This is a genomic window from Rahnella sp. CJA17(1/100), assembly GCF_963881615.1.
Taxonomy (GTDB): domain Bacteria; phylum Pseudomonadota; class Gammaproteobacteria; order Enterobacterales; family Enterobacteriaceae; genus Rahnella; species Rahnella aceris.
The window spans coordinates 99,040-114,218 of the sequence record NZ_CAWOJA010000055.1; the positions used below are offsets into that span (position 1 = coordinate 99,040).

Consider the following 15,179-nt stretch of genomic DNA (forward strand, 5'->3'; position numbering starts at 1 on the left):
GTCTGAAAAATTGTTCTTTCCATGCACATTTCATCATGGCGCTGAAGACTTCTTGGTACGGCGCGTCGGCAATGCCTGCGCCGGATTGTCCGGCCACGGATGTTTCGGATAGCGCCCTTTCATTTCTTTCTGCACTTCGCGATAAGAACCCTGCCAGAATGCCGCCAGATCGGCGGTGATCTGCAACGGCCTCTGTGCCGGTGACAGCAGTTCCAGCACCACAGCAACACGCCCTTCCGCCAGTTGCGGGCTACGCTGCTCGCCGAACATCTCCTGCATTCTCACCGAGAGCGCCGGTGGCTGGTCTGCATGATAACGGATTGGCAGACGACTGCCAGTCGGCACGGTGTAATGAGTCGGCAATGCGCTGTCCAGACGCTGACGCTGTTGCCAGTCAAGCAGCCTTAGCAAGGCATCATGTAAATCAACCTGCTGCAACGATTTCAGCGAACGAACACCCTGTAAAGAAGGCTGTAACCAGCGTTCCAGACCGTCGAGCAAAGCCTGATCGTCAACCGAAGGCCAGTCGGCTTCCGGCAACCATTTTGCGGCACAAAGAAGCCGCACGCGCAATTGCTCCGCGGCGACCGACCAGTTCAGCGCCTGCAAACCCTGCGTGCGGATCCAGTCGATCAGCGCCTGTTGCAGCTCTCCGTCGTCCGGCTTTGCCAGCGGATTGGCTTTCAGCACCAGACGCCCGATCTGCCAGCGGCGCCAGGCGCGCAGCGTGCCTTTTTCTTCATCCCATTCTACCGCCGTCTGTTCTTTGACGACATCCGGCAGGCGCGACGGAAGTTGCGAAATATCCAGCGTGATCGCCAGCAAAATACGGGCATCCGGGCTGTTGTTGCCCTGTAATAACTGCGGCGCGACCAGCCACGGTGCGCGGGTTAATCCGTCATCCTGCGGCAAGGATGCCCCCAGTCCGTTCGCCAGCAGATAACGGCCATCTTCGCCGCGACGCTGGGCAATACGGTCGCTGAACGCCCGCGCCAGTAACCACGGCGCGAGCGAAGCATCCGGCTCACCGTTTTTCGCGCCGGTACGCTGCGCCAGTTGTTTTGCCCGCCGCTGCCAGTTTCCCTGCGGACGGCTGAACCAGTAATCCATATCCGGTAATCCGCCGCGTGGCGGTTCTTCAAGCATTGCCGCCAGCAGCGCCGACGTTGCCAGCGCATCGGGACTTTGTGCTGTGGCAGCAATCAGCATCGCCGCCAGCCGCGGCTCACAGCCAAGCCGGGCCATGCGTTGTCCGGCAGCGGTGAGTTTGCCCTGCGCATCGGTTGCGCCAAGCTGCTGTAAAAGATTTTTTGCGGCGGACAGCGAAGCGGGAGGCGGCGCATCCAGCCACTGAAGTTGCGCCGGATCCTGACAGCCCCACTGCAACAACTCCAGCCAGAAACTGCTCAGGTCGCTTTGCAGAATTTCGGCTTCCGCCTGAGCACTGGCGCGTTCCGCCTGCTCTTTGCTGAAAAGATGCCAGCACAAGCCCGGCTCCAGACGACCGGCACGGCCCGCACGTTGGGTCATCGACGCCTGGCTGATGCGTTGTGTTACCAGCCGCGTCAGGCCGCTGCGCGGGTCAAACTGCGCGCTGCGCTCCAGACCACTGTCGACCACCAGACGGATACCTTCGATGGTCAGACTGGTTTCAGCAATATTCGTCGCCAGCACCACTTTGCGGCGTCCGGCCGGTGAGGGCTGAATGGCTTTTTGCTGTTGTTCCAGCGACAGCGCACCGTACAGCGGGCAGAGATCGACGTCGTCCGCCAGTCTGCCGGTCAGCAAATTCTGTACACGGGTGATTTCCGCCACACCGGGTAAAAACAGCAGCATCGAGCCGTGATTTTCACTCATCAGACGGCTGACTACCCGCGCCACGCCTTCATCCAGCCGTTCGTGTGTCGCGAGAGAAAGATACTGCCTGTCGACCGGAAAACTGCGGCCTGCGGATTCAATCACCGGCGCATCCGGCAGTAAAGAAGACAGGCGCAGGTTGTCGAGCGTGGCCGACATAATCAGAATTTTTAAATCATCGCGCAGCGCATTCTGCACGTCGAGCAACAATGCCAGCGCCAGATCGGCCTGCAAACTGCGCTCATGGAATTCATCAAGGATCACCATCGACACGCCGGTCAGTTCGGGATCAGCCTGTACCATGCGGGTCAGAATGCCTTCGGTCACCACTTCAAGACGGGTCGCCGCACTGGTTTTGCTTTCTGCACGCATGCGATACCCCACTGTCTGCCCCGGCGTTTCATTCAGTTGCTGCGCCAGACGGAAAGCGACGTTTTTCGCCGCCAGACGGCGCGGTTCAAGCAGCAGGATCTTACCCGGCAGGTTGGCCTGTTTCAGCAACTGCAACGGCAGCCAGGTGGATTTACCGGCACCGGTTGGCGCAAGCAACAGCACCTGCTGAGCCTGTTGCAGTGCAGCTAAAAGCGGTTCGAGTACGGCGCTGACCGGCAAAGAAGACAATGAATGCTCCATGAGAGTTAACTTTAAACGGCGGGCATTGTAGCATTTAGCCCCACATCCGGCATGTTGCCGTGATTTGTCTTCACAGGAATCTCTATGTCTGCCGAACGCCGCCTGTTTTTCGCCTTATCGCTGCCCGCAAAAATGCAAAAGCAGGTGATTAAGTGGCGCGCGGACCACTTCCCGGCGGACACTGGCCGCCCCGTCACAGCCGCTAATCTGCATATTACGCTGGCGTTTCTCGGTGAAGTCAGCGCCCTCAAAGAGGCCGCGCTGACCCGCGTCGCCGGGCGCATTCAGGGACAGAAATTCAGCGTAGTGCTGGATGATATCGGCCACTGGCCGGGCTCCGGCGTGGTCTGGATTGGCACAAAACGCGCGCCCAATGCCTTGTTGCAACTGGCCTCCGTATTGCGATCTCACGCTGCGCGCAACGGTTGTCATCAGAGTACACTGCCGTTTCATCCGCATGTGTCGCTGTACCGCAATGCGACCCGTCCGGTCGCGGTTCCTCCGGCCACACCTGGCTGGCAACTGGACGCCACAGAATTCAGTTTGTACGAATCCCTGTTTGAGCGGGGGCGCACCCGTTATCACTGCCTGCAAACCTGGCCGCTGGGCGATACGCAGGCAACCTGATCTCTTTTAGCCCTCTTTTTAACAAGAACATTTCACACGGAAACTTTCATGCACTTCGAGCCTGCGCTTCAATCGGCTACGCTGATCAAACGTTACAAACGGTTTCTCGCTGACGTGATTACGCCGGACGGCACGGAACTGACCTTGCACTGCGCCAACACCGGCGCGATGACCGGTTGCGCGACTCCCGGCGACACCGTCTGGTATTCCACCTCGGACAATCTCAAACGTAAATATCCACACAGCTGGGAACTGACCGAAACCCAACAAAAACACTGGATTTGCGTCAATACGCTGCGGGCCAATCAACTGGTACGTGAGGCTATCAATGAACAGCGAATACCAGAATTATCCGGTTACAGTAAATTAACAACAGAAGTAAAATACGGCGCCGAAAACAGCCGTATAGACTTGATGTTACAGGCAGAAAATCAACCGGACTGCTATATTGAAGTGAAGTCTGTCACGTTGCTGCAGGAGGGGTTGGGATTCTTCCCCGACGCAGTCACACTGCGCGGTCAGAAGCATTTACGCGAGTTACAGTCGATGGCAGAGCAGGGGCAGCGGGCGGTACTTTTCTTCGCTGTTTTACATTCAGGTATTGAAAGCGTATCCGCTGCACACCATATTGATCCGCGTTATACCGATTTACTGAAGTATGTCCAAAACAAGGGTGTCGAAGTGATGTGCTACAGTGCTGAACTTTCTGCTGAGGGTATGCGCCTCACAAAAAGGTTACCGCTGCTGGCAATATCAGCCAGTGAACATAAAGAGTTCGGATAACCCTGTAATAACCTGTCGGCGGCATAAAAAACAGGTCGCGAATACGCTTTTCCTCACAGGCTTGTCAAGCACCTGCGATGAATAATTGCCAACCTCGTTGCCTTCTGTTATTTATAGCGGCCTGATTTTTTCCCCCGTTGGGGATCGAAATGTTCGAAGCCTGTACGTTGCGGCTGTGCCGGAACGGGAAAAGTGGATGAACATAGTGCGTGTTATGTAGGAGAAGCATCATGCAAGAAGGCCAAACCCGTAAGACGTCGTCCTTGAGCATTCTCGCTATCGCTGGGGTGCAGCCGTATCAAGAGAAGCCGGGCGAAGAGTATATGAACGACGCTCAGCTGGCTCACTTCAAAAAGATTCTTGAAGCATGGCGCAATCAGCTCAGGGATGAAGTCGATCGTACCGTTTCACACATGCAGGATGAAGCCGCAAACTTCCCTGATCCGGTAGACCGTGCCGCTCAGGAAGAAGAATTCAGCCTCGAACTGCGTAACCGTGACCGTGAACGTAAGCTGATCAAAAAGATTGAAAAAACACTGAAAAAAGTGGAAGACGAGGATTTCGGCTATTGCGATTCCTGTGGTGTTGAGATCGGCATCCGCCGTCTTGAAGCCCGTCCTACCGCTGATTTGTGTATCGACTGTAAGACTCTGGCAGAAATCCGCGAAAAGCAGATGGCTGGCTAAGTCCCCGGGTTCCACGCGGTGCGTCATGCACCGCGTTCCCTTTTAACGCTGTCCCCATTCGTATGCCGCAAGAACAACACTACACAGGCCGTTTCGCCCCCTCACCTTCCGGTGACCTTCATTTTGGTTCCCTGATCGCCGCTCTCGGCAGTTATCTGCACGCCCGCTCACAAAATGGCATCTGGTTAGTGCGCATTGACGATATCGATCCGCCGCGTGAAATCCCCGGTTCTGCTGACCGTATCCTGAGAACGCTGGAGCGTTACGGGCTGGAATGGGATGGCGATGTGCTCTGGCAGTCAAAACGTCACGGCGCTTACCGCGACGTGCTGGACTGGCTGTATCAGCAGCAGAAAAGCTATTACTGCACCTGTACCCGCCAGCGTATTGCGCAAATCGGTGGCACCTATGACGGCCACTGCCGCAGCCTGCAACTCAGCCCGGAAAATGCGGCCATACGTCTGCATCAGACGTTGCCGGTGTACGGTTTTGACGATGATTTTCAGGGGCATTTACAGGCCAGCCCTAAACTGGCCGAAGAAGATTTTATTATCCGTCGCCGCGACGGGCTGTTTGCCTATAATCTGGCAGTAGTGATCGATGACCATTTTCAGGGCGTGAATCACATTGTGCGCGGCGCGGATCTGATTGAACCGACCGTGCGCCAGATTTCGCTGTACCGGCATCTGGGTTATCCGCAGCCGGGATATCTGCATTTGCCACTGGCCGTCAATGAAGAAGGCAACAAGCTTTCCAAGCAGAATCACGCGCCGGCGCTGCCCGCAGGCGATCCGCGGCCAGTTATCATTAAGGCGCTGAAATTTTTAGGGCAAACGTTGCCGGAAAACTGGCAGGATTATACTTTGCCTTTATTATTACGCTGGGCGACAACGCACTGGACACCATCAGCGATACCGCGTCAGAGCGCTAATGCGTAGCAGATGTGACTTCGGCATTCTCAAAGCGCCTGTCGTGAGCTATGATTAGCCGCTGTTTTTGCGTCACGTCAATTTTTTCAGTCACTATCGAGGTGTACCATTTTTACCCGAGTAGCCAATTTTTGCCGTAAGGTGCTAGTTCGTGAAGATAAAGTCGTTCGTGAAGAAAAGGCTGTTCATGACGAAGCCGCGCTTCATGGAGAACCTAATCGCGAGGAGAATTCCCGTCGTGATCCGTCTCCTGTGGCCGAAGGCAATGTGAAGGCAAACAATCCTGAACGTCGTGAAAATCGCGGCCGTCGGGAAGACAACGCGAACAGAGGCGAACGCCGCAATAACAACAGCCGCCGCTCTTCTTCATCTTATCCGCCGCGTGGTGAACGCAGCGATAACCGTGGTGATCGTAATAACGAGCCGCGCGCCGACCGCAACGTACAGCGCGCTCCGCGCCCTTCTGTCGAACATGTACAGAAACCGCGCCCCTCATTCGATTACGCCGGTGAAACCCGTGCGATGACCATTATTCCCCGCGATGAGCACAATATTTCTCGTCGTGATATCAGCGAAAACGCCCTGAAAGTCTTGTACCGCCTGAACAAGTCTGGCTTTGAAGCCTTCCTGGTCGGCGGCGGTGTGCGTGATTTGCTGCTGGATAAAAAACCCAAAGATTTCGACATCACCACCAACGCTACGCCGGATCAGGTACGCAAGCTGTTCCGTAACTGCCGTCTGGTTGGTCGTCGTTTTCGTCTGGCTCACGTGATGTTTGGGCCGGAAATCATCGAAGTGGCGACGTTCCGCGGTCACCATGAACAGCACGAAGAAACCGAAGATAAAAACGTATCCCAGCAGGCTGTGAACGGCATGCTGCTGCGCGACAACATTTTTGGCACCATTGAAGACGACGCACAGCGCCGTGACTTCACCATTAACAGCCTGTATTACGGCGTCGCGGACTTCACCGTACGTGATTACACCGGCGGTCTGCGTGACCTGGAAAACGGCATCATCCGTCTGATCGGTGATCCTGAAACCCGTTATCGTGAAGATCCGGTGCGTATGCTGCGTGCAGTACGTTTCGCTGCCAAACTGGACATGAAAATCAGCCCGGAAACGGCCGAACCGATCCCACGTCTGGCGACGCTGTTACAGGAAATCCCGCCAGCGCGTCTGTTCGAAGAATCCCTGAAGCTGTTGCAGGCCGGTTACGGTTACGAGACGTATAAAAAGCTTTGTGAATACCAGCTGTTCCAGCCGTTGTTCCCGCTGATTGCCCGCCAGTTTACTGAGCAAGGCGACAGCCCGATGGAACACATTCTGATTCAGGTGCTGAAAAATACCGACCACCGTCTGCATAACGATCAGCGCGTCAATCCGGCGTTCCTGTTCGCCGCTATGCTGTGGTATCCGGTGATCGAGCATGCACAGAAGCTGGCGCAGGAAGGCGGTCTGACCTATTACGACGCCTTCGCGCTGGCAATGAACGATGTGCTCGACGAGCAATGCCGTACGCTGGCCATTCCGAAACGTATTACCACGCTGGTACGTGATATCTGGGCGCTGCAACTGCGCCTGTCACGTCGTCAGGGCAAACGTGCGCACAAGCTGATGGAGCATCCTAAGTTCCGCGCGGCGTATGATTTACTGGTACTGCGCGCTGAAGTCGAACAGCACCGCGAATTGCAGAGTCTGGCGCAGTGGTGGGGCGAGTTCCAGGAAGCGACACCGGCATCGCAGAAAAGCATGCTCGGTACGCTGGGTGACGACGCTGTACCTGCACGCCGTGCACGTACCCGCCGTCCGCGTAAACGGGCGCCGCGTAAGGATGGCGGTCAATGATCCGCGTTTACCTGGCTCTGGGCAGTAATCTTGCCCGTCCGCTTGACCAGGTAAACTGTGCGCTGGAGGCGCTGGCACATTTGCCGCGCACCCGCTTTGTGGCCGCATCCCCGTTTTACCGCAGTAAACCGCTGGGGCCACAGGATCAACCTGATTATCTGAATGCAGTGGTGGCGCTCGATACGCTGCTGCCGCCGGAAGAGTTGCTCGATTGCACACAAGGGATCGAGCAAAATCAGGGACGCGTTCGCAAAGCCGAACGCTGGGGGCCGCGGACGTTAGATCTTGATATGCTGATTTATGGCGATCAGGTGATTAACACCGAGCGTTTAACGGTGCCACATTACGACATGAAAAACCGCGAATTCATGCTGTATCCGCTGGCCGATCTGGCACCAGAACTGGTGTTCCCTGACGGCGAAACCTTGCAAACTCTGCTCGCCCGCGTGCCGCTTAACGGTCTGACCCAATGGTAAGTCGCTCAGCGACTTACCCGCACTTCCAGCCCACCTTCTGCTCTATTTTGATAAACCACTTTCAGATGATGTAACTGCGCGATCCTTTGTACGATCGAAATCCCCAATCCGCTGCCCGTTTGTTCCTGTCCCGGTGGCCGGTAAAAACGCTCGCCAAGCCTTGCCAGATGTTCATTGCTGATGCCCGGCCCCTGATCTTCAACCGTCATTCCCCACGGTTTCAGTCGCACCGTCACGCAGGTTCCGGCCGGAGAATAACGGATCGCGTTATCCAGCAGATTGCGCACCATCAGCGAAAGCAGCAGCGACTGACCACGCATTTCAGGCGGAACGCCCTGCTGTTCAAAACGTAATTCGATACCTTTGCCGTGCGCGCGGTAATCCTGTTCCGCCAGACTTTGAGCGACCAGCGAAGGCCAGTCGATACGTTCCAGCTCTTCAGGCGTGGAAAAACTTTCCAGCCGCGAAAGTGTCAGCAGTTGATCCACCAGCCGCGTAGCGCGATCAATACTGATCGTCAGATTTTCCAGCGCATGGTCGCGCATTTCAGCGTCATCGCCGGAAAGCTGTACGACTTCTGTTTGCACACGTAAAGCCGCCAGCGGACTGCGCAGCTCATGAGCGGCATCAGACGTAAACCGCCGTTCACGCACCAGCATCTCACTCGTACGGTCGAACAGAGAATTGAGCGCATTTGCCAGCGGCAACACCTCGCCGGGCAACTGATGAGTCTCGATGGGCGCGGCATCTTCCGGCGAGCGCTGACGCAAACCTTCCGCCACGCGGCGCAGCGGCCGCAGTTCAAGCGTCACCATCACAATCAGCGCCAGTAACAAAATGGGCAACGAAGCCAGCCACGGCGTCAGCTGACCACTCACCAGGCTCCAGGCCATATCATTGCGGTAATCCTGTTCCTGCCCGACCGCGACGCGATATTGGCCGTCCGGCGAAGTCAGCCAGACCATACGCCAGACATCTCTGTCCCCTCTCAGTTCAACATCGTTAAACCCCTGCGTGTCACCGTCAAAACGGATGCGTTTGCCGTTCTCGCCATCATTGAGCAGCATCTGCCCGTGACGATTGAAGATGGCAAACGTCAGCGCGTCGTCATCGGTATGGCCGCGTGAGCCCTTGCGGACCATTTTTTTAGTGTCCGGCAGCTCAGTGTCTTTTTGCAGATTGAGCCGGTCGCCTAAGCCGGTGGCAGCCAGACGTTTGGCGAACAGCATCTGCTGGGTATCGAAAACTTCGTTGATATGTTTGCGGGTCTGATGCCACGCCACACCGCTGGCAATCAGCCAGGTCAGCAGCGCCAGCAGGGAAAAAAGCAGGATAAGGCGCAGGCGCAGACTCAGATTGTTCAGCTTTTGCAGTTTCTTCAGCCGCCTCACGCTTCCCCTCCTTCACCCGGTTTTATCTCATCCCCGAGCGTGTACCCCACGCCATGCACGGTGCGAATAAAGCCTTTGCCAAGTTTGCTGCGCAGATGGTGAATATGGACTTCCACCGCGTTACTGCTGACCTCGTCTTCCCAGCTGTAGAGCTTTTCCTGAATAAGCGTACGCGCCAGCACACGACCTTTGTTGCGAAGAAATAACTCCAGCACAGTCACTTCACGCGGGGTCAGCGTCACGGCTTCTCCGCTGAGCGTCACACTGCGGGCTGCGGGATCAAATTCCACTGCGCCATGGGTTACCTTCGGCGTTATCACGCCGTGGCGACGGCGGATCAGCGCCTGCAACCGTGCTGCGACTTCCACCAGCGCGAACGGCTTACACAGATAATCATCAGCACCGGCCTGCAACCCGCCGACGCGCTGCTCCAGCGCATCGCGCGCGGTGAGGATAAGCACTGGCGTATCCCGGCCAGCCTTTCGCCATTCACGCAAAAGCTGCATACCATCCATACCCGGCAGGCTTAAATCGAGGATCACCGCATCGTAAGGTGCGCTGTCGAGCGCGGCCTTGCCGGTCAGCCCGTCGGTAAACCAGTCGAGCGTAAAACCCAGTTTCGCCAGCCCGGCTTTGATGCCGTCGCCAATCATCTTGTCGTCTTCAATCAATAGAATTCGCATGGTTCCCTCCGTTTTTGCCATTATAGCCGAGGCTTCTTAATCACTTCTTAAGACACAGATCATCCTGCCCGTTATCAAACAAGCTGTCTGACTTTCTGCTCATACAGTAGAATACTGGCATCGTATTCATCCGATGAATTATTCAAAGGAACGTGTTCATGAAACCAACCACGCTGAGCCAGCTTCGCCAATGGAAGCAGGAAAAACATAAATTTGCGACCATTACCGCGTATGACGCCAGTTTTGCGCAGCTGTTTGCGGAACAAGGGATCAGCGTCATGCTGATTGGCGATTCTCTGGGCATGGTCGTTCAGGGTCAGGATTCCACCCTGCCAGTGACGGTAGAAGAGATTGCTTACCATACGCGCTGTGTGCGTCGTGGCGCACCTCACGCGTTATTGCTCGCTGACCTGCCGTTCATGAGTTACGCCACGCCGGAGCAGGCGTTTGAAAGCGCCGCCGTGCTGATGCGCGCGGGCGGCAATATGGTCAAACTCGAAGGCGGAAGCTGGCTGTGTGATACGGTCAGAATGCTGACCGAACGCGCCGTGCCGGTGTGTGGCCATCTGGGGCTGACACCGCAGTCGGTGAATATTTTCGGCGGCTACAAAGTTCAGGGTCGCGATGAAGTCGCCGCCAATCAGCTGATCAAAGATGCGATGATGCTCGAAGAAGCGGGTGCGCAGTTGCTGGTGCTGGAATGTGTGCCGGTCGATCTGGCACGCCGCGTCACCGAAGAACTCAGTATTCCGGTTATCGGCATCGGCGCAGGCAATGTGACCGACGGCCAGATTCTGGTGATGCACGACGCATTCGGCATTACCGGCGGCCATACGCCAAAATTCGCCAAAGACTTCCTCAGCGAAGCGGGCGATATTCGTGGCGCGGTGCGTTTGTATGTTGATCAGGTCGCGCAAGGCGTGTATCCGGGTGAAGAACATTCCTTTAAATAATCGGGAGAAGGCTGGTGTTGATAATTGACAGCGTGGCGCTGCTGCGTCGCGAAATCCGGGATTTTCGTAAGAATAACAAACGTATCGCGCTGGTGCCGACCATGGGCAATCTGCACGAAGGCCATATGACGCTGGTGGAAGAAGCCAAAGCCCGCGGCGATGTGGTCGTGGTGAGTATTTTCGTCAACCCGATGCAGTTCGAGCGCCCGGATGACCTCGAGCGTTATCCGCGCACCTTGCAGGAAGACTGCGAGAAGCTGAACAAACGCGGCGTGGATCTGGTATTTGCACCGTCACCAGCAGAAGTCTATCCGAAAGGTCTGGCGACCCAAACACAGGTTGATGTGCCGGTGATTTCCACCATTCTGGAAGGTGCGAGCCGTCCGGGACATTTCCGTGGCGTCTCCACCATCGTCAGCAAACTGTTCAATCTGGTGCAGCCGCAGGTGGCCTGTTTCGGGCAAAAAGACTTCCAGCAACTGGCGCTGCTGCGCACCATGGTGGAAGACATGGGCTACGATATTGAGATAGTGGGCGTGCCAATTGTGCGCGCTAAAGACGGTCTGGCACTGAGTTCACGCAACGGCTATCTGACTGCCGAGGAACGTAAACTCGCGCCCCAGCTTAACAAAATCATGAATGCGCTGGCTGAACGGCTGAGCCAGGGCGAGCGCCATGTCGATGAAATGTTGCAGGAAACCGCGCAGCAACTTCGCGAAGCGGGTTTCACGCCGGACGAACTGTTTATCCGTGATGCGAAAACCTTGCAGGAGTTGTCCGTCGACAGTACATCTGCGGTGATCCTGATGGCGGCCTGGCTGGGTAAAGCCAGACTGATTGATAATCAGGAGGTTGATCTGACGCAGTAGACAGCGCAGGTCAAATCGGCAACTATGTTGGCCGCCGGAAAACATCAGTATTTGGCTATGTCAGCCCGGCGGGTTCCCAGACTATTTACGCACGAAGGGTCACACGCAATGGTACGTACAATGCTGCAAGGCAAACTGCACCGGGTTCACGTAACTCAGGCAGATTTGCATTACGAAGGCTCCTGCGCCATCGATCAGGACTTTCTCGATGCCTCAGGCATTCTGGAATACGAAGCAATTGATATTTATAACGTTGATAACGGTCAGCGTTTCTCGACATACGCCATCGCGGCAGAACGCGGTTCGCGTATTATTTCGGTCAACGGCGCGGCAGCGCGTTGTGCCTGTGTCGGCGATCTGCTGATCATCTGTTCTTACGTGCAGATGTCAGATGAACAAGCCCGCCAGCACAAACCGAAAGTGGCCTATTTCGAAGGTGAAAACCACCTGAAACGCACCGCCAAAGCCGTGCCGGTTCAGGTGGCTTGATAAAAAGCCTTCCCCTGCGAAGGGGAAGGATGGGAGGGGGTTTTAAATACAAAGTAATGAGTTAAAGCACACTTTGAATTTAGTTTTTGACCTTGATACCCCACCCCAGCCCTCCCCTTCACAGGGGAGGGAGCACAGAAAAATCAACTACGTAAACCTCTGCCGCGCTCGATCAGATACCACGCCAGCCAATAAAACACCGCGATAAATGCCACCAGCACGCTCATGGTAAACACCAGCGGCACGTCTGAAATCCCCAGGAAACCGTAGCGGAAACCGCTGATCATGTAGACGATCGGGTTCAGCTTAGAGATCGCCTGCCAGATTGGCGGCAACAGGGAAAGCGAGTAAAACACGCCACCCAGATAGGTCAGCGGGGTCAGCACAAAGGTCGGGATCAGGCTGATGTCATCAAACGTTGTTGCAAACACGGCGTTCAGCAGACCGCCCAGCGAAAACAGGATTGCGGTCAGTAACAGTGTCAGCGCAATGATCCACCAGGAATGGATCACCAGCGGCACGAAGAACAACGAGATCGCCGTGACCAGGATCCCCACGCAGATCCCGCGCGCCACGCCGCCGCCGACATAACCGGCAATAACGACATGCGTCGGCACCGGAGCCACCAGCAGTTCTTCAATATTGCGCTGGAATTTGGCGCTGAAGAACGACGAGGCCACGTTGGCGTAGGAGTTAGTGATCACCGCCATCATGATAAGTCCAGGCACGATAAACTGCATGTAGGTGAAACCGTGCATGTTGCCAATCTGTGCGCCGATCAGATTACCAAAGATGATGAAATATAAGGTCATGGTGATGACCGGCGGAACCAGCGTTTGGATCCAGATGCGACCAAACCGGTTGATCTCTTTCAGCCAGATACTTTTGAGTGCCACCCAATACAATTGCGACATTATTTCTTTTCCTCGCTGCCGTTCACCAGCGTGACAAACAGCTCTTCCAGACGGTTCGCCTTGTTACGCATACTCAATACCTGCACGCCCTGCTTGCTCAGCTGGCTGAACAGGGAGTTCAGTCCCTGCTCGCGCATGACTTCCACTTCCAGCGTTGACGTATCCGTCAGCTTACTGCGATAACCTTCCAGCACCGGCAGCGGGCTTTTCGCCCCTAAATCCAGAATGAAAGTTTCAGATTTAAGCTTAGAGAGCAGTTCCTTCATGCTGGTGTTTTCCACCAACTGGCCGCCCTGAATAATACCGATGTTACGGCACAGCATTTCCGCTTCTTCCAGATAGTGCGTGGTCAGAATGATGGTCGTGCCCTGTGCGTTCAGCTCTTTCAGGAAACCCCACATTGAGCGACGTAATTCGATATCCACACCCGCCGTTGGCTCATCGAGGATCAGCAATTTTGGCTCGTGCATCAGCGCACGGGCGATCATCAGACGACGCTTCATCCCGCCGGACAGCATGCGCGAACGCTCGTTGCGTTTGCCCCAGAGATCCAACTGCGTCAGATATTTTTCAGCACGTTGCAATGCCAGCGGACGTGGCACGCCGTAATAACCGGCCTGATTAACCACCACCTGCATGACGGTTTCAAACGGGTTGAAGTTAAATTCCTGCGGCACCAGCCCGAGCTGACGTTTAGCGTTGACGATATCTTTATCGATGTCATAGCCAAACACCTGCACTTTGCCGGCGGTTTTGTTGACCAGTGAACTGATGATGCCAATGGTGGTGGATTTACCCGCACCGTTTGGCCCAAGCAGGGCATAAAAATCGCCAGCTTCGACGCGCAGATCGATTCCACGCAAAGCCTGTACACCACCGGCGTAAGTTTTGGTTAACTTTTCCAGTTCCAATGCATAATTCATAAAGGGAGCGTACCTTCTTGTGAAAACCCTGTTGTAAGAATGAGTAAACGGAGATGCCGAATCAGTTTGAAAAGTCGGGGCATTGCCCTATATTACTCCATCGCAGTCAGCTCGTAACACAGGCTATTAACATCAATGAATGACATAGAAAGACTCATCAGCAATAACGCAGCCTGGTCCAAAACCATGATTGATGAAGATCCTGGTTTCTTTGAGCGGCTTTCCCAATCTCAAAAACCCCGCTTTCTGTGGATTGGCTGTTCTGACAGCCGTGTTCCCGCCGAGCGCCTGACAGGGCTTGAGCCAGGCGAACTGTTCGTTCACCGTAACGTTGCCAACCTGGTCATCCACACCGACCTTAACTGCCTGTCCGTTGTGCAATATGCTATCGACGTGCTGGAAGTCGAACACGTGATTATCTGCGGTCACTACGGCTGTGGCGGTGTGCAGTCGGCGGTTGAAAACCCTGAACTGGGTTTGATTAATAACTGGTTGTTGCATATCCGGGACATCTGGTACAAACACAGTTCCCTGCTGGGCGAACTGTCGCCAGAGAAGCGCCTCGATAAGTTATGTGAACTGAACGTGGTTGAGCAAGTTTACAACCTCGGCCACTCCACGGTGATGCAATCGGCCTGGAAACGCGGCCAGAAAGTCACGCTGCACGGCTGGGTTTACGGCATTCTGGACGGACGTCTGCGCAACCTGGAAGTTGACGCCACCAGCCGCGAAACACTGGAACAGCGCTACCGTCAGGGCGTCTCCGCCCTGCTCAACGGCGACCCGCAATAACAAGCCGCCCTACTCTACAGAAATTCAAAAAACAAAAGGCACAAAAATGTGCCTTTTTTAGTGCCTTTTTATTACTCAGCGCCGTTCAACAGTATCTGAACCTGTCAGTCTGATGTTCTCAATTGTCGACGGAGATATAAGCACGCACCAGAATAGCGCATCGTTGCTTCTGCCCCTGTTCCGGAGGTTTTGACCGCAAAAAGCGTCTCCGGCGCGCCCCGGCGTTCTGCCAATAAGTGCGGGTTGACTAAAAGTTCAGTCACGGAGAATCGACGCCTGTCGGTGTTCAACGCAGGGAGAGGAGATTAGTATCACTTGTATCTGTC

The 15,179-nt window shown here is 55.3% G+C and carries 15 protein-coding genes; 10 read left to right on the forward strand and 5 right to left on the reverse strand.

The genetic code is table 11. The annotated features are described in order from the left end of the window. Positions 1-33 precede the first annotated feature (33 nt). Entirely contained in the window at positions 34-2,478 is a 2,445-nt protein-coding gene (gene hrpB, locus AACU55_RS19540; RefSeq protein ID WP_134705958.1) for an ATP-dependent helicase HrpB, read from the reverse strand. Positions 2,479-2,574: 96 nt separating this feature from the next. On the opposite strand from hrpB, the gene thpR reads away from it, so the two are divergent. From thpR to folK, 6 genes are all read left to right on the forward strand, one after another. Continuing rightward, positions 2,575-3,117, forward strand: a complete 543-nt coding sequence (gene thpR, locus AACU55_RS19545; protein WP_112150941.1) for an RNA 2',3'-cyclic phosphodiesterase — start codon at positions 2,575-2,577, stop codon at positions 3,115-3,117. Between the two features lie 48 nt (positions 3,118-3,165). After that, complete coding sequence (sfsA, locus tag AACU55_RS19550; RefSeq protein ID WP_134705959.1) at positions 3,166-3,900, forward strand: DNA/RNA nuclease SfsA; 735 nt, start codon at positions 3,166-3,168, stop codon at positions 3,898-3,900. 230 nt (positions 3,901-4,130) lie between these two features. Further along, complete coding sequence (gene dksA / locus AACU55_RS19555) at positions 4,131-4,586, forward strand: RNA polymerase-binding protein DksA (protein WP_013576943.1); 456 nt, start codon at positions 4,131-4,133, stop codon at positions 4,584-4,586. A gap of 62 nt (positions 4,587-4,648) precedes the next feature. Beyond that, positions 4,649-5,524 carry a tRNA glutamyl-Q(34) synthetase GluQRS gene (gene gluQRS, locus AACU55_RS19560; protein ID WP_013576944.1) on the forward strand — a complete coding sequence of 292 codons (876 nt, stop codon included), beginning with the start codon at positions 4,649-4,651 and terminating at the stop codon, positions 5,522-5,524. 513 nt (positions 5,525-6,037) lie between these two features. Then, positions 6,038-7,363 carry a polynucleotide adenylyltransferase PcnB gene (gene pcnB, locus AACU55_RS19565; RefSeq protein ID WP_037033568.1) on the forward strand — a complete coding sequence of 442 codons (1,326 nt, stop codon included), beginning with the start codon at positions 6,038-6,040 and terminating at the stop codon, positions 7,361-7,363. Further along, complete coding sequence (gene folK / locus AACU55_RS19570) at positions 7,360-7,839, forward strand: 2-amino-4-hydroxy-6-hydroxymethyldihydropteridine diphosphokinase (protein ID WP_037033383.1); 480 nt, start codon at positions 7,360-7,362, stop codon at positions 7,837-7,839. Before pcnB ends, folK begins: the two co-directional genes overlap by 4 nt. A gap of 5 nt (positions 7,840-7,844) precedes the next feature. Here folK and qseC read toward each other — a convergent pair whose 3' ends face one another. Then, complete coding sequence (gene qseC / locus AACU55_RS19575) at positions 7,845-9,203, reverse strand: quorum sensing histidine kinase QseC (protein ID WP_205960130.1); 1,359 nt, start codon at positions 9,201-9,203, stop codon at positions 7,845-7,847. Between the two features lie 23 nt (positions 9,204-9,226). After that, entirely contained in the window at positions 9,227-9,913 is a 687-nt protein-coding gene (gene qseB / locus AACU55_RS19580; RefSeq protein ID WP_121019716.1) for a quorum sensing response regulator transcription factor QseB, read from the reverse strand. Between the two features lie 158 nt (positions 9,914-10,071). Between qseB and panB the strand changes: the two genes are divergently transcribed. The 3 genes from panB (at position 10,072) to panD (ending at position 12,224) form a co-directional block, all read left to right on the forward strand. Further along, entirely contained in the window at positions 10,072-10,866 is a 795-nt protein-coding gene (gene panB, locus AACU55_RS19585) for a 3-methyl-2-oxobutanoate hydroxymethyltransferase (protein ID WP_013576949.1), read from the forward strand. A 14-nt stretch (positions 10,867-10,880) separates the two neighbouring features. Then, complete coding sequence (gene panC / locus AACU55_RS19590) at positions 10,881-11,735, forward strand: pantoate--beta-alanine ligase (protein WP_112150944.1); 855 nt, start codon at positions 10,881-10,883, stop codon at positions 11,733-11,735. Between the two features lie 108 nt (positions 11,736-11,843). Beyond that, positions 11,844-12,224, forward strand: a complete 381-nt coding sequence (panD, locus tag AACU55_RS19595; protein WP_134705961.1) for an aspartate 1-decarboxylase — start codon at positions 11,844-11,846, stop codon at positions 12,222-12,224. Between the two features lie 143 nt (positions 12,225-12,367). Here the strand turns inward: panD and AACU55_RS19600 are convergent, their stop codons facing one another. Next, complete coding sequence (locus tag AACU55_RS19600) at positions 12,368-13,138, reverse strand: ABC transporter permease (RefSeq protein WP_013576952.1); 771 nt, start codon at positions 13,136-13,138, stop codon at positions 12,368-12,370. After that, the gene (locus tag AACU55_RS19605) at positions 13,138-14,061 is read right to left on the reverse strand and encodes an ABC transporter ATP-binding protein (RefSeq protein ID WP_013576953.1); all 924 of its coding nucleotides are present in this window, start codon (positions 14,059-14,061) and stop codon (positions 13,138-13,140) included. Before AACU55_RS19605 ends, AACU55_RS19600 begins: the two co-directional genes overlap by 1 nt. Before the next feature lie 135 nt (positions 14,062-14,196). Here AACU55_RS19605 and can point away from each other — a divergent pair, with 135 nt between their 5' ends. Further along, positions 14,197-14,853 (forward strand): carbonate dehydratase, encoded by a 657-nt coding sequence (gene can, locus AACU55_RS19610; RefSeq protein WP_013576954.1) that lies wholly within the window; start codon positions 14,197-14,199, stop codon positions 14,851-14,853. The last annotated feature ends 326 nt before the right edge of the window (positions 14,854-15,179 follow it).